This is a genomic window from Streptomyces sp. V1I1, assembly GCF_030817355.1.
GTDB lineage: Bacteria > Actinomycetota > Actinomycetes > Streptomycetales > Streptomycetaceae > Streptomyces.
In genome coordinates, this window is sequence record NZ_JAUSZH010000001.1 from 5,176,484 (window position 1) to 5,193,287 (window position 16,804).

The 16,804-nt window shown below is 67.7% G+C and carries 20 protein-coding genes and 1 pseudogene; 11 read left to right on the forward strand and 10 right to left on the reverse strand.

The window, feature by feature from the left end; all coding sequences use genetic code 11:
- Position 1 precedes the first annotated feature (1 nt).
- Positions 2 to 682, forward strand: coding sequence for a DUF1707 domain-containing protein (locus tag QFZ67_RS24320; protein WP_307663188.1), 681 nt, complete (start codon positions 2 to 4; stop codon positions 680 to 682).
- Between the two features lie 161 nt (positions 683 to 843).
- Here the strand turns inward: QFZ67_RS24320 and QFZ67_RS24325 are convergent, their stop codons facing one another.
- Positions 844 to 2,088 carry an SGNH/GDSL hydrolase family protein gene (locus tag QFZ67_RS24325; RefSeq protein ID WP_307663189.1) on the reverse strand — a complete coding sequence of 415 codons (1,245 nt, stop codon included), beginning with the start codon at positions 2,086 to 2,088 and terminating at the stop codon, positions 844 to 846.
- A 91-nt stretch (positions 2,089 to 2,179) separates the two neighbouring features.
- Here QFZ67_RS24325 and QFZ67_RS24330 point away from each other — a divergent pair, with 91 nt between their 5' ends.
- Entirely contained in the window at positions 2,180 to 3,622 is a 1,443-nt protein-coding gene (locus QFZ67_RS24330; RefSeq protein WP_307663190.1) for a DUF445 domain-containing protein, read from the forward strand.
- Positions 3,623 to 3,755: 133 nt separating this feature from the next.
- Here QFZ67_RS24330 and QFZ67_RS24335 read toward each other — a convergent pair whose 3' ends face one another.
- The gene (locus tag QFZ67_RS24335) at positions 3,756 to 4,724 is read right to left on the reverse strand and encodes a CHRD domain-containing protein (protein WP_307663191.1); all 969 of its coding nucleotides are present in this window, start codon (positions 4,722 to 4,724) and stop codon (positions 3,756 to 3,758) included.
- A gap of 173 nt (positions 4,725 to 4,897) precedes the next feature.
- Between QFZ67_RS24335 and QFZ67_RS24340 the strand changes: the two genes are divergently transcribed.
- The gene (locus QFZ67_RS24340) at positions 4,898 to 5,401 is read left to right on the forward strand and encodes a hypothetical protein (protein ID WP_307663192.1); all 504 of its coding nucleotides are present in this window, start codon (positions 4,898 to 4,900) and stop codon (positions 5,399 to 5,401) included.
- Positions 5,402 to 5,565: 164 nt separating this feature from the next.
- Here QFZ67_RS24340 and QFZ67_RS24345 read toward each other — a convergent pair whose 3' ends face one another.
- From QFZ67_RS24345 to QFZ67_RS24360, 4 genes are all read right to left on the reverse strand, one after another.
- Entirely contained in the window at positions 5,566 to 6,327 is a 762-nt protein-coding gene (locus QFZ67_RS24345; protein WP_307663193.1) for an excalibur calcium-binding domain-containing protein, read from the reverse strand.
- 597 nt (positions 6,328 to 6,924) lie between these two features.
- Positions 6,925 to 7,092 carry a hypothetical protein gene (locus QFZ67_RS24350; protein WP_307663194.1) on the reverse strand — a complete coding sequence of 56 codons (168 nt, stop codon included), beginning with the start codon at positions 7,090 to 7,092 and terminating at the stop codon, positions 6,925 to 6,927.
- Between the two features lie 14 nt (positions 7,093 to 7,106).
- Positions 7,107 to 7,511 carry a hypothetical protein gene (locus tag QFZ67_RS24355; RefSeq protein WP_307663195.1) on the reverse strand — a complete coding sequence of 135 codons (405 nt, stop codon included), beginning with the start codon at positions 7,509 to 7,511 and terminating at the stop codon, positions 7,107 to 7,109.
- Positions 7,512 to 7,568: 57 nt separating this feature from the next.
- Positions 7,569 to 7,877, reverse strand: a complete 309-nt coding sequence (locus tag QFZ67_RS24360) for a hypothetical protein (protein WP_307663196.1) — start codon at positions 7,875 to 7,877, stop codon at positions 7,569 to 7,571.
- Positions 7,878 to 8,190: 313 nt separating this feature from the next.
- Here QFZ67_RS24360 and QFZ67_RS24365 point away from each other — a divergent pair, with 313 nt between their 5' ends.
- The 6 genes and pseudogenes from QFZ67_RS24365 (at position 8,191) to QFZ67_RS24390 (ending at position 12,072) form a co-directional block, all read left to right on the forward strand.
- Positions 8,191 to 8,451: a hypothetical protein gene (locus QFZ67_RS24365; protein ID WP_307665948.1), complete on the forward strand. Its 261-nt coding sequence runs from the start codon at positions 8,191 to 8,193 to the stop codon at positions 8,449 to 8,451.
- Positions 8,417 to 8,938: a DUF6879 family protein gene (locus tag QFZ67_RS24370; protein ID WP_307663197.1), complete on the forward strand. Its 522-nt coding sequence runs from the start codon at positions 8,417 to 8,419 to the stop codon at positions 8,936 to 8,938. The genes QFZ67_RS24365 and QFZ67_RS24370 overlap by 35 nt, the downstream gene beginning before the upstream one ends.
- Before the next feature lie 14 nt (positions 8,939 to 8,952).
- Positions 8,953 to 9,801 (forward strand): annotated as a pseudogene (locus QFZ67_RS24375) (helix-turn-helix domain-containing protein).
- 142 nt (positions 9,802 to 9,943) lie between these two features.
- Positions 9,944 to 10,471 (forward strand): DUF6879 family protein, encoded by a 528-nt coding sequence (locus QFZ67_RS24380; protein WP_307663198.1) that lies wholly within the window; start codon positions 9,944 to 9,946, stop codon positions 10,469 to 10,471.
- A gap of 20 nt (positions 10,472 to 10,491) precedes the next feature.
- Positions 10,492 to 11,343 (forward strand): helix-turn-helix transcriptional regulator, encoded by an 852-nt coding sequence (locus QFZ67_RS24385; RefSeq protein WP_307663199.1) that lies wholly within the window; start codon positions 10,492 to 10,494, stop codon positions 11,341 to 11,343.
- A 195-nt stretch (positions 11,344 to 11,538) separates the two neighbouring features.
- A complete protein-coding gene (locus tag QFZ67_RS24390; RefSeq protein WP_307663200.1) occupies positions 11,539 to 12,072 on the forward strand; it encodes a DUF6879 family protein in 534 nt (177 codons plus the stop codon).
- Between the two features lie 173 nt (positions 12,073 to 12,245).
- On the opposite strand, the gene QFZ67_RS24395 is transcribed toward QFZ67_RS24390, so the two are convergent.
- From QFZ67_RS24395 to QFZ67_RS24405, 3 genes are all read right to left on the reverse strand, one after another.
- Positions 12,246 to 12,581, reverse strand: coding sequence for a hypothetical protein (locus QFZ67_RS24395; protein WP_307663201.1), 336 nt, complete (start codon positions 12,579 to 12,581; stop codon positions 12,246 to 12,248).
- A 514-nt stretch (positions 12,582 to 13,095) separates the two neighbouring features.
- Entirely contained in the window at positions 13,096 to 13,305 is a 210-nt protein-coding gene (locus QFZ67_RS24400) for a DUF397 domain-containing protein (protein WP_307663202.1), read from the reverse strand.
- The gene (locus QFZ67_RS24405) at positions 13,305 to 14,150 is read right to left on the reverse strand and encodes a helix-turn-helix transcriptional regulator (RefSeq protein WP_307663203.1); all 846 of its coding nucleotides are present in this window, start codon (positions 14,148 to 14,150) and stop codon (positions 13,305 to 13,307) included. Before QFZ67_RS24405 ends, QFZ67_RS24400 begins: the two co-directional genes overlap by 1 nt.
- Positions 14,151 to 14,366: 216 nt before the next feature.
- Here QFZ67_RS24405 and QFZ67_RS24410 point away from each other — a divergent pair, with 216 nt between their 5' ends.
- The gene (locus tag QFZ67_RS24410) at positions 14,367 to 15,005 is read left to right on the forward strand and encodes an ATP-binding protein (RefSeq protein WP_307663204.1); all 639 of its coding nucleotides are present in this window, start codon (positions 14,367 to 14,369) and stop codon (positions 15,003 to 15,005) included.
- Positions 15,006 to 15,024: 19 nt separating this feature from the next.
- On the opposite strand, the gene QFZ67_RS24415 is transcribed toward QFZ67_RS24410, so the two are convergent.
- Positions 15,025 to 15,828 (reverse strand): hypothetical protein, encoded by an 804-nt coding sequence (locus tag QFZ67_RS24415; RefSeq protein ID WP_307663205.1) that lies wholly within the window; start codon positions 15,826 to 15,828, stop codon positions 15,025 to 15,027.
- Between the two features lie 231 nt (positions 15,829 to 16,059).
- Here QFZ67_RS24415 and QFZ67_RS24420 point away from each other — a divergent pair, with 231 nt between their 5' ends.
- Complete coding sequence (locus tag QFZ67_RS24420) at positions 16,060 to 16,743, forward strand: HNH endonuclease (protein WP_307663206.1); 684 nt, start codon at positions 16,060 to 16,062, stop codon at positions 16,741 to 16,743.
- Positions 16,744 to 16,804 lie beyond the last annotated feature (61 nt).

The following is a 16,804-nucleotide window of genomic DNA, read 5'->3' on the forward strand; positions in this document are numbered from 1 at the left end:
CATGACGAGCGAACTCCCTGAAATGCGCGCTTCGGACTCCGAGCGCGAAAGGGTGGCCGAGCGGCTGCGCGATGCGGTGGCGGAGGGGCGGCTCGACATGGAGGAGTTCGAGCAGCGCCTCGACGCGGCCTACAAGGCACGTACGCACGGCGACTTGGAGCCACTGGTCAGCGACCTTCCCGCGGCGGGCACGGTGTTGGCGTCACCGGCGGTCGCCGCCGGGACGGGCAGCTGGGCCGAGCGCGTCGGCGGCCCGGCCACCTCGAAGGGGGCCTTCGCCTTCTGGGGCGGCTTCGTACGCAAGGGCACCTGGACGGTGGCCCGTAGGTTCACCAGCTTCACGATGATGGGCGGCGGCGAACTCGACCTGCGGGAAGCCCGTTTCGAGGACCGGGTGACCGTGATCCGCTGCATCGCGATCATGGGCGGGGTCAATATCGTCGTGCCGCCCGACCTGAACGTCGAGGTCAACGGCATCGGCTTCATGGGCGGCTTCGGCGAACAGGGCGAGGGCAGACCGGACCCGGCGGCGCCGCGCGTGATCGTCTCCGGCTTCGCGCTGATGGGCGGCGTGGGCGTGGAGCGCAAGCGCACCCGGGCGGAGAAGCAGCGGCTCAAGGCGGAGCGCGAAGAGGAGAAGCGGGGGCGGCTGGAGAAGGGCGACCGCAAGGAGCTCGACTGAGCGGGGAGTGTGCCGTCGTCCGGGGTGAAGGCCTGCGGGGGTGAGCCGGGCCCGCTCCGGGAGTGCCTGCGGGGGTGAGCCGGGGCTCGCTCCGGGGGTGCCTGCGGGGGTGAGCCGGGGCCGCTCCGGGAGTGCCTGCTGGGGGCGGCGTGAGCCCGCCGTCACAGCCGCGCCGGGTCCACCGCCTTGGCCATCCGTGCGTAACCCGCGTCGCTCGGGTGGAGATGGTCGCCCGAGTCGTAGCGCGGGCGCAGCCGGTTCGGTGCGTACGGGTCGCGCAGCGCCCGGTCGAAGTCGACGACCGCGTCGAAGATCCCACCCGCGCGGACGATCGCGTTGACCTGGTCGCGTACGGACTCGACGGCGGGCGTGCAGCGGCGGTGTCCGCCGCAGGGCAGCAGCGTCGCGCCGATGACGCGCAGGCCGCGTGCGTGTGCCCGGTGGGCGAGTTCGGCGAACCCGGTCGTGATCGTGTCGGCGGTGGGGGTACGCGGGGAGTGCAGCAGGTCGTTGATGCCGATCGCGACGATCACGGTCCTGGCCCCGGACCGGGCGAGCACATCGCGGTCGAAGCGGGCGAGGGTGCTGGGGCCGCGGCCTTCGGCGAGCAGGCGGTTGCCGCTGATGCCCTGGTTGAGGACGCCGTAGTGGCTCGCGCCCCGGCGGGCCAGCCGGTCGGCGAGGACGTCCGGCCAGCGGCGGTTGGCGTCGGCGGTGGATGTGACCCCGTCGGTGATCGAGTCGCCGACGACGACCACCGCGCCTCGTGCGTCCCGGGTCAGCACGTCGACGGCGGTGAGGTGGTGCCAGGCGCGGGTCCTGCCGGTGTACGCGTCCCCGCTGACGTCCTGCGTACGGTCGCCGTCCGCGACGTACGACGTCTGGCGCGCGCGTGGGTGGATGGTGACGGGCCCGTCGGCGGCATGCACCGTGACCAGCAGATCACTGTCGTGCGGGATCTCCAGCACGACGGGGTCGCTGACCCACTGGCCGCCTGCCGCGATCGTGACGGCCTCGGCGCCCTGGAAGGTCACGCGGCGCAGGGTGGCGGGCACGGCGGCGGGGCCGCGGCCCGCGCGGACGGCGAGCGAGACGTGGGCTATCTCGAGCGGGCGGCGGCCGAGAAGGTTGGAGAGGGTGAGCCGGGCGGCGACGCCGCCGATGCTGGTGTGGACGACATTGCGTATGGAGCGGCCGGCGGTGGTGCGAGCCGTGCCGGTCGTGGTGGCTGCGGCCTCGACGGGGGCGGCGGACCAGGTGCCGACCCAGACCGCGGGCGCGGCGGCGGGTGTACGGACGGCTGTCCGGCCCTGTGCGGACCCGACTCCGAGGTATATCGCGCCGCAAATGAGGACCACGACGGCGGTGAGGGCAGCGAGGGTCGCGTACCCGCGGCGTTTGTGCATGAGCACATCATGCGACATGTCGTGGGAACTCGATGTGCGCCCCGGGAGTACCTGAGGTAGGCACTATTGCGTACGGGACGCGCGCGGATGGGTGGAGCGGATGGAACGTACAGGACCGGAACGTGCAGAACGGGAACGGACAGGACCGGAAGGGACGGGACCGGAACGGCCGGTGCTGACGGAGGGCGGCCGCGCCGACGCGAACCCGTCTGCCCATGGCCGGTCTGCCGATGACCGGTCTGCCGGGGTGCGCGCACGCACGCCCCTCCCCTCCTTCGCGTTCACCGAGGCGGACGCCGAGAAGATGCGCGGCGTCCGCAGGATGAAGGCGACGGCGACCGGCGCGCTGCTGTTCGTCGCGCTGATCTTCATCCTCGCCACCTGGGGGAAGAACGCCGGGCTGGGCGGCTGGACCGGCTATGTCGCGGCCGCCGCGGAGGCGGGCATGGTCGGCGCACTGGCCGACTGGTTCGCGGTCACGGCGCTGTTCCGCTACCCCCTGGGCCTGCCCATCCCGCACACCGCGATCATCCCGAACAAGAAGGACCAGCTCGGCTCCACGCTCGGCTCCTTCGTCGGTGAGAACTTCCTCTCCGGCGATGTCGTCCGCGCCCGGCTGCACGCACTCAGCATCGGCGGCCGCCTCGGCGCCTGGCTCGCCGAGCCCGCCCACGCCGACCGGGTCACCGCCGAGCTGTCCACCGCACTGCGCGGCGCGCTGACGGTGCTGCGCGACTCCGACGTCCAGGCCGTCGTCGGCGAGGCGATCACACGCCGCGCGGACAGTGCGGAGATCGCCCCCGGAATAGGCAAGACCCTGGACAAGGTCGTCGCCGACGGCGCCCACCACCGCGCGGTGGACCTGATCTGCGCCCGCGCGGCCGACTGGCTGGTGCTCCACGGGGACTCGGTGATGGTCGCGGTCGAGGGCGGGGCGCCGGGCTGGACCCCGCGGTTCGTGGACAAGAAGGTCGGCGAGCGCGTCTACAAGGAGTTGCTGCGCTTCGTCACCGAGATGCGCGACATGCCGGCCCACCCGGCGCGCGGCGCGATCGACCGCTTCCTGACGGACTTCGCGGCCGACCTTCAGTCGGACACGGACACCCGGGCGCGGGTGGAGCGTATGAAGTCGGACCTGTTGTCGCGTTCGGAGGTGCAGGACGTGATCGCCTCGGCCTGGTCCTCCGTACGCACCATGATCATCTCGGCGGCCGAGGACGACCGGAGCGAACTGCGGCTGCGCGCCCGCGCCTCGCTGCTGTCGCTGGGCGCGCGGCTGGCGACGGACAGCCGGCTGCAGGCGAAGGTGGAGGGGTGGCTGGAGGACGCGGCGGTGTACGTGGTGACCACGTACCGTGCCGAGATCACCTCGCTGATCTCGGAGACGGTCGCGAGCTGGGACGCGGAGCACACCTCGCGCAAGATCGAGGCGCACATCGGCCGGGATCTGCAGTTCATCCGGATCAACGGCACGGTGGTCGGCGCGCTGGCCGGCCTGCTGATCTACACGGTGGCACACGCGCTGGGCGCGTGACCGGTCCCTGCGGTACGGTCACGCGCCCAGCCACCTGGGGGAGGTGTCGTTGAGTACGTACGGCGAGCCGTACGCGTTCAGCGGCCACGTCTTACGTGGGTCTTCCGTGGCCACGTCTTCCGTGGCCGACTGTTCAGCGGAAGAGCTGCCCGCGGACGGCCCCGTCGGGGAACTCGGCGGTGTGGATGTTGGAGTAGTAGTTCTGCGGGTTGGCGCGGACGCGCTTGACCACGTCGGGGTTCTGTCCTGCCAGCTTCCCGGAGACGGCGAAGATCCCGTCCGGCACGGGCCGGTTGAAGAAGTCGAAGACGACGTCGCCGTTCTTGCCGAACGCGCCCTTGTGGAGGTGGCCCTTGGAGGGGCTCTTGATGTTGACCCAGGCGAAGGAGTAGTCGACGTTCGTACCCTTCGGGTGCAGGAACGTCACGGCGTGCCCGTCCGGGTCGCCCACCTTGGAGGTGTCGTTCTTCGGGACCTCCTGGTCGCCGTTGGACAGCGCCCGCAGCTTCCCGCCCTTGATGATGTCGAGCGGGTTGATGTTCTTGTGGAGCGGCTTGAGCTGCCCTCGTACGGCTCCGCCCGGGAACTCGGCGCTGTGCAGGTTCACATAGAAGCCGGACGGGTTGGTACGGATGCTCTTGGCCAGCTTGGCGTCGGTGACGGCCACCTGACCGGCCGCCGAGTGAACGGTGTCGGGCATCGCGGTCCCGAAGAGCGGGACCTTGACGCCGCCGTTCTTCCCGGCGACGCCCTCGTGGATGTGCCCGAGGCTGGGCACGAAGCCCTTCCACTGGAGGGCGAAGGTGACACGGTCGCCCTTCACCTTGACGAGGGCGACGGCCTTGCCGTCGGGGTCGTTGACGGCGGGCCCGCCGGGAACGGCGACCTCGTTGGCGCCGGAGAGCTGGGCGGCGAAGGTGACGGCGTGCCCGCTGGAGGCCTTGGTGAAGGTGGTGCCGGCGTTGCCGCTCGCGGCTGATCCCTGTCCAGTGCTGTGGCCGTCCCCATGACCACTGTGACTGCCGTGGGCGAGGGCCGGAGTAACACCCGCAACACCAAGCACAATTGCGGCGGCGGTAACAGCAACATAACGCTTCTGCATTGTTTTGATCCTCCCGTTGAGGCCGACTCCGTACTGGGCCGGTCGCGATGAAGTACGCGCCCCGCAGTCGACTCGTTCAATAGAAAAATTTCTTGAATTCGCTTGAACCCCGGTTCAGTTGCCGCCGTACCACTCGATGTACCCATCAACCACACCACACCGGGGGAACAATCATGCGCAGCACCCGTAGGACACCTCTGCTCGCCGCACCGCTGGCATCGCTGGCGCTGCTGACTCTGGCCGCCTGCGGCGGCTCGACCGAGGACTCCAAGGACGGCGGCAAGGACGCCGCGGGGAAGCCGGGGGCGAAGCCCGCGGCGACTGTGTCCGTCAGGGCGGCGGACTCGCCCCTCGGCAAGATCCTCGTCGACGATTCGGGCCGTACGCTGTACGGATTCACCAAGGACAAGCCCGGCGCCAGCAAGTGCGACGCCGACTGCATCGCGGTCTGGCCGGCCCTCACCTCCGCGAAGGACGTGAAGGCGGGCGCGGGGACCGACGCCGCCCTGCTGAAGGAGGCGAAGCTCGGCGAGGGCGCGGAACAGGCGGTGTACGGGGACTGGCCGCTGTACTACTACGTGGGCGACGCGACGGCGGGGGACGTCAACGGGCAGGGGCTGGACGGGGAGTGGTTCGTGATCGCGGCGGACGGCAAGCTCATCAAGAAGACGGCGTGACTTCCGTGCGCATTGCGGAATTCATCAGTCCTTCATAAAAGCGGGACCTGATCCATCGGATTCAATTCCGTATCTGCTCCTCCTGCTCCCGCTCCTGATCCAGCTCCAGAAAACCTGCGGCGGCCGTAGCCACTCCACGGCCGCCGCAGTCATGCCCATTTCAGTTACTCGCAGCCGACGCCGTCGCCGTCGCGGTCGAGGTGCCGTCCGTATCCGGGCTCCCCGGCGTGAATGGGATCGGCGCCGGCCGCGCGTACGGCGGCGCAGTTGGCGTAGTACGTACTCCCGCCTCCGCTGCCCCCGGAGCCGCCGGTGCTTCCGCCACTGCCTCCGCCGGAGGGCTCGCAGCCGACCCCGTCCCCGTCGCGGTCGAGGTGCGGTCCGTAGCCGGGTTCTCCCTCGTGAATGGGATCGGCGCCGGCGGACCGTACGGCATCGCAATTGGCGTACGAGACCTTGGGCTTCGCGGGCCTGGGCGCGGGCTTGGGCGTCGGCGTCGGCGCGGCGACGGTGATCCGCACGACGGCGGTCCCGGTCAACTGCTGCCCCGCGACGTCCACGCGGTACGTGAACTCGTCCTCGCCCCCGTACCCGGGGGTGGACGTATAGAAGATGGCGGATCCGTCGACTCGCGCGGCCCCGTGCGCCGGCGCGGTGTCCACGGCCACGGTGAACTCACCGGCGGCCAGAGCTACTTCGACCCTCCCGGTCGTGCCGTCCTTGAGTGTGATGCTGTCGTTGTCCAGCACCTTCACCTCGATCTCCTTCCCGGCGTCGACGCTCTCCTCGTCGTCGACGAGACCGAGGGCCGCCTTGACGGAAGGCGTGGGTGACGCGGACGTCGTAGCCGGGCTGGACGTAGCCGCGACGGGTTTGGGATCCGCGGTGTCGCCCCCACACCCCACGAGCCCCACGGTCAACACCACGGCACCTGCGGCCCACGCGACGCCCCCGTGGCTGCCTCTACCTCTCACTGACATGCGCCCCCCAAAAGCTTATGTGTCCGACTTGAGGGGCTGAGCATGACATTCCGGTTAAGTGATCGCCTGAATTGGGGCATATCGAGGCCGAGTTGTGATGGAAGTGTGCACGGTCGAGTACGGAGTGTGTGCTCGGCCGCCGGGACCGCCGGGACCGCGCGGGCGGGGGCGGGGGCGGTGACCCTGTCACGCCGGCGGTCGACCAACCGCGCGGGCGGGGCCGGGCATAGATCCTCGTCGTACTCGCCGGAGTCGTGTACTCGAATTCCGAGCAGCTTGGAATGCGGGTACAGCAAACGAGCACGGCCCTGACTTCGTAACAGCGGGTAGCGGAACGACCCGTGTGGGCATGGCTCCCACATGCGCACATCCACCGCCCCGCTCATCGCGGCCCAGGACGGCCTCGCCACCTCAAGGCAACTGGCCGCCCTGGGCTGGGCAGCTTCGACCATTGCCCATCGCTGCACCTCTGGCGGCCCTTGGCAACGCGTACTCCCACGCGTGATCCTTCTCCAGACGGGAGCCCCGAGCCCCCGCCAACGCTTACGCGCCGCGCTCCTGTACGCCGCCGAAGGTGCACTGCTCACTGGCGCGGCTGCGCTCGCGCTGTACGGGGTTCGGGCGACGGGCCCGCTGACGCGCGTGGGCCCGGTGGATGTACTCGTATCCGGGAAACGCAACCCCCGAAGCCGTGCGTACGTCCGCGTCCACCGGACGCAACACTCCTACCGCCGCCTGCCGATTGAGGGCCTGCCCTGCGCACCGACGGCGTAGCCCATCTCTTCGATGGCCTGGACGGTGCGCTTGATGGCGATGCCGTCGCGCAGGCGCCGGCCCCTCAGCGGGTTGTGATGCAGGAACGTGCCGAACCGGCGGCGGCAGAAGTCGGCGTACTCGCGGCTGTGCAGGATGAAGGCGTGCCAGCCCGGGTCGACCTTCCGTGACGGGGACAGCGGTACGTCCGTGCGGTGCCCGGCCATGTCGATGAAGGCGAGGGCCTGGTCCATCACGCGTTCGGCCTGGGGCCGGTCCGTGTCCTCTTCGAACTCGAGGAAGGTGACGAGCCGTTCGAGGAGTTCGGGGTCGAGGAGTCGGCGGCCGGTGGTCTGTTCGGTTGCAAGAGCGGTCATGCGATGCTCCTTAGGTGCGTCCTCGGCGCGAGGCGTTCCCTCACGCCGTCGTGCACGTCAGGGCCCTGAGGGGCCCGTCACCGCCTCGGCCGGGGTTTCCTGACCGGAGTCGTCGGCCGAGGCGGGGCTCATTGGTTGGTGGCTACGGGCAGCACGCGCCCGCGTACACTCGATGTCGAGGACGTGGACGCCGAGCCGGCCGCACGATATTCCGACGCTGCGCGCGCCGGTCGTGAGGGGCTGGTCGCACCAGACGCAGGCACGTCCCGCGTACTGCTCCCAGCTGAGGTCTCCGGCCGTGGGCAGCACGCGCGCATCGGCCGTGGACGCGGTCACCGGACGGCCCTGCAGCGGGGGCAGGAGCACGGCGGGAAGGCGAGGGGGTCTGGGAGCCGCGCGGGGTCGCCCGTCGGGACCGTGAGCCTCCAGACCTCCCGCCGTCGGCGGGACGCGGCATCCACCCGGTACACCTTCAACATCATCACGGCCTGGCCCCTCGTCGGCGATCAGCTCCGATGCCGACGGTAGGAATCGCGCCTTTGCGCCCACCACAAACCTGCACCAACTTGCACGGCAATGGATTTGACCTGTACCTGGCCGATTCGCGACCTTGACGGTCCGCGGCGATAGCCTGACAGTGATGCAAGTCCGAGCAAACAAACAGGCGTTGGAGACCGGCATGGCGTTACGGTTCATCGGCATCGATCCAGATACGGACCGCGATCACTGCCCGACAGTGTGGACCGATAAAGAAAAGCAGGAGTTGCTTTTCCAGGGCTGGAAGCCTGACGCCGGAACAGTTGCCGAATGCGAGGCGGCCAGCCCGGCGAACGGATCCGTGCCGGAGACTGAGGCCATCATCAGGATTCCGGCGCGCATGGTGCCGATGATCAGGAAGGCGTGCGATGCGATCGAGCGGGGAAATCCCGAGCTTCGCTGAGCTGCTGGCAAGCTGCCATACGTCCGCCGCGCACCTTGAAATGCGCGACAGTTACGCCGACAACGAGCGCTTCGAAGCCTGGCGGCGCGGAGACCGCATCGACTGGAAGGACCGGGCGACGTGGTGGCATCCCTACGACCAGACGATCGCGGACGCGGTCGCCCGCGGCGTCGTCATCCGCCGGGCTCGTATCGTCTCCGAGCCTGTGAGCGAATACATCCAGTGGGAGCACTACGTCACGACTGCCAACGTCACCGCAGGCGAGCAAGTGCGCTGGCTGCCACGTCGGCTGGCCACAGACATTGCCCTTCCTGGTAATGACTTCTGGCTCTTCGACGGCGCCCTTCTTCGGGTCCACCATTTCGACGGCAACGGCGCCGTGGTGGAAGACGAACTCACTGATGCCCCGGCCATACTGAAGCTCTGTGCCGCCGCGTTCGAAACCGTCTGGGATCACGCAACCCCGCACGATCAGTACCGGATCTGATAGCCCGTAGACACGTGACCGAGTCCGCATCGTCCAGCGTGCAATCCGCACGCGCCGCGCTTGCCGAGCGGCTGCGGGAGGTACGGCTGGACGCGGGCATCACCAAGCGGGAGCTGGCTGCTCGGTGCGGATGGCACGAGTCGAAGTCGTCGCGCATCGAGAGCGCCAAGACGCCACCGTCCGATGCGGACATCAGGTTGTGATGCCTCGTCTGCGGAGCCGACAGGCAGGCACCCGACCTCATTGCGGCGAACCGGCAGGCCGACTCCATGTACGTCCAGTGGAGGCGGCTCCAGCGCACCGGGCTCAAGCGGCTCCAGCAGGCAAGCCTTCCGCTGTACAAGCGGACCAAACACTTCAAGGTCTACTGCTCCAACGTGGTGCCCGGCTTCCTGCAGACGCCCGGCTACGCCACGGCGCTGCTGCGGGCCATCGCCACCTTCCGCGGCTTCCCGGACGATGTGGCCGAAGCCGTCAGCGCCCGTATGGATCGCTCACGTCTCGTTCGGGAAGGGAATCGGCGCTTCGCGATCGTCATCGAGGAAACCGTCCTGCGCTACCGCATCGGAGATGCCGGAATGATGGCTGGCCAACTCGGCTCACTACTGTCGGTGATGGATCTGCCGTCCGTGTCGCTGGGCGTCATCCCGGCCGGTGCAGAGCGCTCCATGTGGCCCATCGAGACGTTCACAGTCTTCGACGACGAGCGGGTACACCATGAGCCGTTGTCGGCGTCCGTGAAGATCACCGCACCGGACGAGGTTGTCCAGTACCTGAAGGCGTTCGCGGCGCTGCACCAGCAGGCTGTGTACGGGGCGGAGGCGCGAGCACTGATAGTGAAAGCCATCGAGGCCCTGACATGACAGGCATACGAGGCAGCGAACACGGACCTGTGCGAGCGGCTTCCAGCCCAGGGCTGGAAGCCGAGCCTCCAAACTCGAAGCGGCCACGGGGCAGTGATCGGGATCCCGACCAGGATGGTGCAAGTGATCAGAGAGGCAAGCGATGCCATCGAGCGCTCCGTCATTCGATGAAATGATTCACCGCTGCACGCGTTCCGCCGTGCACTTGGAGATGCGTGACTCCTATGCCGTTGACTACGAAAAGGCTCCGTACGCGGCCTGGAAGAACGGGTTTCGCCACGATCCGGCCGACCGGGCGTCCTGGTCGCGGCCGTGGCTCGACCTGATGTCCCAGACGGTGTCGCGCGGTGTCGTAGTGCGGCGCGCCCGCATTGTGTCCGAGCCGGTGAGTGAGTACATCCGCTACGAACACTCGGGCACCTTCACCAACGTGGCGGCCGGGGAACAGGTGCGGTGGTTGCCGCGCCGCCACGCGTCGGACATCGCCCTTCCAGGCAATGACTTCTGGCTCTTCGACGAACAGTTCGTGCGCTGGAACCACTTTGCCGGCGACGGGTCGTCCATGGGCGCGGAGATCTGCGGCGCCCCTACGGCCGCGAAACTGTGTGCCGAGGCCTTTGAGGCCGTGTGGTCGCGCGCGATCCCACACGACCAATACGAGATCCATTAGCAGGAAGGATCGGCTGGCCCGTGACCTTTTTCCCGTCGTCATCCGCGCAGTCTGTCCGCGAATCGGTCGCCCGAAGGTTGCGCGACTTACGCGAGGCGTCAGGGCTGACGGTTTCCGAGCTGGCCGACCGATGTGGCTGGCAGCTCGCGAAGACGTCCCGCATCGAGAATGCCCGCACCGCACCCTCTGCCAAGGACATCCACCTGTGGTGCCGTGCGTGCGGGGACGCCGACCAGGCGAGCGACCTCATCGCCAAGTCCCCCAACACAGAGTCGATGTATAGCGAGTGGCGCCACCAGGTGGGCAGCGGGCTGAAGCAACTCCAGGACAGCTGGGTGGAGCTCTTTCACCACACCCAACTGTTCCGCATCTACTCGTCGACGCTGGTGCCCGGCCTCCTGCAGACCGAGGGCTACGCAGCCGCGTTGCTGAGCTCCATCGCCGACTTCCGCGAGATCCCCAACGACGGGGCTGAGGCCGCGGCTGCGAGAGTCGAGCGCTCCCGTGTCATCCATGAGCAGGGACACCGCTTTGTTCTCCTCGTTGAGGAAGCCGCTCTGTACTACCAGCTCGGCGGCAGGGACGTGATGGCCGAGCAGCTGGATTACCTCCTCGCAGCCAGCGTTCTGCCGTCTGTGTCGCTCGGCGTGATCCCGATGGCTACCCCGCAGCGTCGGCTCTGGCCGCAGGAGACGTTCAACATGTACGACGACAGCCTCGTGTCGGTGGAGCTGCTCTCGGCGCAGGTGGACATCACGCAGCCGAGTGAGATCGCCCTGTACCTGAAGGCGTTCGAGGAGCTGCGCGCCATGGCGGTGTACGGGCAGGCGGCACGGGCGCTGATCGTGAAGGCAATCGACGCCCTCAACTGAACCCGGACACGCCTAGGTGGGCGTCCCTCGCGCTGGGCGTCCACGAATTCCCCCAGCGGCCGGTCGGAGGTCGAGTTGTGACAGGAGACCGGTGCGTCAGCAACACCGGGCCGGGACACGACAAAGGGATTCCCGCTCATGAGTCGGTGATCCGTATCCCCGCCCGCCTGGTACCCATGCTGAGGGAGGCCTGCGATGCCGCAGAACGAGCTGCGCTTTAACGACCTGCTGGAAGCGGTGCAGAACTCCGCTGTCCACTTGGAAATGCGCGACGTGTACGGAGTTGGCGACGAGGCCGACGACTTCACCCAGTGGCAAGAGACCGGGCGACCAGACGGCGACCCCGGCTCCGCCTACTGGGCACCCTGGGTCGACCTGATCTCCCGGGCGAAGGGTCGCGGTGTCGCCGTGCGACGGGCGCGCATCGTGTCCGAGCCGGTCACCGACTACATCCGATACGAGCACGCCGGGACTCACGTCAACGTGTATGCCGGAGAGCAGGTGCGTTGGCTGACGCGCCGGCGGGCAGCCGATCTGCTGCATCCAGGCTGCGACCTGTGGATCTGCGATGGGGCGCAGGTGCTGTTCAACCACTTCACCGGCCCAGGAGATTGGGCGTCACCGCCCCTCGAACTGCGTACCGAGCCCGGCATCGTCAAGCAGTGCGTGGCTTCCTTCGAGGCGGTATGGGACCGAGCCATCCCGCACGACCAGTACGAGATCCGCTAACAGGAAGTACCGGACAGGTCAGCTCCTGCCCATCTCCCCGTCGTCCTCGGCCCAGGCTGCCCCCGAGAGGCCTACGGACCGCGATCGTCTACCGGGCCGGACTCCACCTCGCAGCCATCCTCATCTGGGCCGAGAGGTGATCCGAAAGCAACGGCCTGGTTCTCCTCGTTGTTCTAGTCCGTCCCCTTGAAGCCGCTGCACTCGGTGCGCTCGTTGCCCTGCGACACGGTGTACTTGGCGTTCTCCACGTTCAGCATCTGAAACCCGCCGTTGTCACTGATGGTGAATGACCCGCCCGCGGCGGTCGGCGAGGACACGAACGCGGGCCCCGGCTTGAAGCCGCCACCGGAGAGGTGCACCTTTCCGTTGGGCAGGACACCGGAGATGGAGCAGGTGGCGGCGGGGGCGGCGGCGGCCGACGGGCCCCACGCGAAGGCGGCCGGGGCGGCGATGAGTGCGCCGGCCAAGAGGGGGGTGAGCACAGAGAGACGTACACGTCGGTGCATCATTCTTCCTCCCGAAGGGAGCCAAGGGAAAAGCAGTAACGGGAGGCACGGGCACACGCCCGCGGTGTGAGCCCCCCTCGGGGCCCCGCACTCTTCGGTTGGGCCGTCGGCTTGCGTCGGCGGGCGGCCGGGGGCCGGAAGGTGTCCGTCGCTTCCATCGTCCCCCGCCCGGCCCGAGGTGTCGACCGGTGACCGGGCCCCGCCGCCCGAACCGAATACGGGCCCAAGGCCCGTTCTCCCCAGCGCGACTGGGGCGTTACGGACTGGCTTTGACATCACGCTTACATGGCACAGAGTGGAAAAGGCTCCAGCCAGCGATCACGACAGAACCGGCCGGTGAAGGGAGGGCCGGCCCGTGGAGGCCGCGCCGGCCGCCACGCGATGACGAGGTCGGTGCTCTCGCCGCTGCCCGCCCCGCTGTGGCGTCCGGTCCTGTAGCAGAGGCTCGATCCTGGCCCACTGCACGTCAGCCAACCACACAACCAGGCCAACGATCCGATCATCCGAAAGGAACGGCCTAGCTGAGGCGTCCCTCGCGCAGGGCGCCCACGAACTCACCCCAGGCGGCCGGTCGAATGTCGAGTCGCGCACCGTGCGGAACCTTGGAATCCCGCACGGCGACGTCCACGGCCGACGCGGCGACCTCGACGCACTCGCTGGTGTTAGCCCCGCTGTGCGAGGACTTAAACCAGGCGTCGGCTTGTATCTCAGGGGTGCGGCTCTGCATCACATCTCCTCACGGACACGCTCGATCATGGCTGATGAGGCAGCCATATCCAACGCTTGTGCGCGGAGGTAGTCGAACGCAAGTCGGTATCGATCCAGTTCTTCCTCTTTTTCCATGAAGAGCGAGCCCAGGTGAATGTCGACGTAGACGACATCCAGGCTGGGCTCCGCGCCCCCGAGGATCACGAAGCTGCCCATCGCCGCCGAGTGGGCACCCTTGGAGAAAGGCAGCACCTGGAGCGTGATGTCCGGGGACTCGTTGGCCTGGAGCAGATGGGTGAGCTGCTCCCTCATGACGTCGCGCGAACCGACCACGCGGCGGATCACCGACTCGTCGAGGATGGCCCAGAGGTGCAAGGGCTTGGCCCGGGTGAGGATTTCCTGGCGCTTCATCCGGATGTCAACGAGGCGCTCGATCTCTTCGGGCAGCAACCGCATCTCGGAGGCGTGCTGCACGGCCTCCGTGTAGCTGCGGGTCTGCAAGAGCCCGGGTACGTAGAGGCAGTTGAAGTGATCCTCGCGTACGGCCTCGTCTTCGAGGGTGAGCAGGAGATTCATCGTCTCCGGGATGGATTCGGCGAACGAGCTCCACCACCCCTGCTGCTTCGCGTCCTTGGCGAGTGCGACAACCGCCTTACGTTCGGCTTCGCTCGCGTCGTACTCACGGCAGAGCGCGTCCACGATGGGCCACTTCACTGGCCCTTCTTGTGTCTCGTACCGGCTGACGGTGGCCTTCGAGACCCCAACGAGACGGCCGGCCTCCTCCAAGGTCATGCCCTTCCGGGCGCGCAGCTTGCGCATCGTCACGCCGAGCTGGCGGCGCCGGGTTGTGGCCCTCGCGGACATGGCAGAGAGACCTTCCGTTTCGTACGGGCCAGCCTTGTGGCCGCCAGCAAGGCTATGCAGACGTGAAGTTGAGGAACCACCAGGTTCACTCGATCGATTCCTGTGAGAAGTTTCATGGTGAGACTTCTCGATGCAATACTCCACGTGCATCGCTACGCAGCGCAGCCGTACGGACGCGGTGGGCGCAGGGCTGCTGTGGCGCAGGAGGGAGTGGCCATGTGCGGCAACGAAGTCGCTATTACTCGATCTCGGCTTCGCTTTGTTCTGCCCTTCGTGGCGGAACCAGCTGAACTCCACGTACTCAGAACCGCCGTGCGAGAGCAGCTCGCTCACTGGGGATTCCAAGCGCTTGAAGACGAGGTGCAACTTGCGGTCACGGAGCTCGCGGCGAACGTCATCAAGCATGTAGGTGCAGGGGCGCCGGCAACCCTCGTCATGGAGCACAGCGAGGCAAGGCTTCGCGTAGAGCTCCATGACAAGAGCAGTGCGGTGCCGACGTTGAGGGATCCGGACTGCGAAGGCGAATTCGGCCGGGGCCTGCATCTGCTGGAAGCCCTGGCAGCGGAATGGGGCACCGCTGTCACGGCGGTCGGCAAGGGCGTGTGGTGTGAGATCGCGCTCGGCTCTGTTCCGCGCCTTCGCCAACTGCGCCGTGCGGTCGCGGCGCTGGAGCACTACCGGGGTGAGGCCGGCCCTGTGGGAATGCGCCAGGTCCGAAACCTGGTGATCCTCGAGGACGCGGCCACGGACCTCATCGCCGACCTCCTGCACTGGGTCGCCGCTCAAGGCGGCGACCCAGACGAACTCTTGGACCGAGCGCTGATGCACTACGAGGCCGAAGCGGAGGCGGCGTGATGTTGTGCGGTTCCAGTGCTCAGCCAGTGCCACGGGTGGCGGCGGCCAGGATGAGGGCGGCATCTTCATGCCGGCCGGCCCGGTGCAATGCTGCTGTGATGTCCAGGACGGCCTGTTTGTCGGCTCGTTCACCAGCATTGACGAGTACGGTCTCCGCAGCCTCCGTCAGGCCTGCAGAACGGCAGGAGGCGACGACATTCAGGACATCGCCCGCGGAGAATGACATTCCTGCCCTCCAGAGCATGAGGTCCGCGTCGCGTTTCCTGCCCTCGGCAAGGTAGCGAGTTACTACCCCGAGTTCCGTCCAGACGACTTCGGCAGCTTCTGCAGGGTGCCGGTCCCCCGCCTGCAGGGGGACCGGCACCCTCATCTGTGCCGCCAGCACTTGATTCTCGAGCCGACGGGCATGCCGACGGAGGCGGAGTTGCCGCCGACCGTGCCGACTCTGGACAGTACGAGAGGCCGGCTCACCGCCCTCCCTGGGTGTGGGCGGGTAGCCGACATGACAGCAGTGGCAGTGCTTCTCGAGCGCATCGAGGCGCATCTCCAGCAAGGCATCCAGGGCATGCGGCAGTTGGAGGCCCGGGGAGGCGGCATCCTTCTCTACGACCTTGTAAAAGTCCCGTAGGAGGTGTTTCTCCGGGACGCGGCCAGCGTTGAGGTGGTTCGAGAGAGTGGTTGCCGCCAGGTGCGCGTCGCGGGCTATCTCGTGCTGGGTACGCGGACTGCACTCCCGGAGTTGACGCATTGCTGCCACCAGCGCCTGGTGTGCGGCGGAGATGCCACTTGGAAGCTCTTTCCACTTCCTGGGATAGGGCGTCACAAACGGGCTCCGTTCCGCTGGAGGGGGAGGCGAGTAAGCCCCAATTCTGCTGCATGGCCTGCACTCTGAGGGAGCGACGGATGTTTTCCGTTCCCCCTCGAAATCGTGCTGAGGCTGGCGCAATGGGTCGTCACAGTTGAAGAGTGGAGGTTGTTCGTAGCGGCAGCTGGTTGGGGGCTCACCCAGCTCCAGTACGGGCTTCCGTGTACCTGACGTTAGGGGGAACCTGTGATGGCTCTGCCGTCTTGGACAGATGGACAGTTCGGCACGATGAAGCGCGCCGCGCTGTGGCTGGTGTCGGTGGTGGGGGAGGGCAACGTCTTCACGAAGGAGGACGTCAAGACGGCGTTTCCAGGCATCAGTCAGGCCGATCGCCGGGTGCGTGACTTGCGTGATTACGGATGGCAGATCGACACGCACAGGGAAGACGCCTCACTGGGGCAGCACGAGCAGCGGTTCGTCGCGCAGGGTCAGCCGGTCTGGGAGCCGGGGAAGGCCACTAAGACCAGTACTGCGATCACTGATACCCAGCGGCGGAAGGTGCTGGCCAAGGACGGCAACCGCTGCAGGTCTTGCGGGATCGCTCCCGGACAGGTCTACGCCGGCTCGTTTGAATCGGCGCAGATCGACATCGCCCGGCGCCAGGTGAAGCAGCCTGGCGGCAGCAGCAAGTTGGAACTCGTAGCCGAGTGCAATCGCTGTCGTGTCGGCGGCCGTGGACTGGACGCCGACCTTGAGGCCGTACTTGCGGGCATTGCCAAGCTCGGAGGGCTGGAGCGGAAGATGCTCACCGAGTGGGTTGCCGCGGACGAGCGGGAGTTCGGCGCGGTAGAGCGCCTCTGGGCCGACTTCCGCACGTTGCCGACGGAGGCCAGGGACCAGGTCCGCGGCGACCTTGGATTGCCGCCCGCCTGAGTCGCATCCGCAAGAAGCGCTGGGGCTGCCAGCGTCGGCGACCCCACCGCACACACCGCTA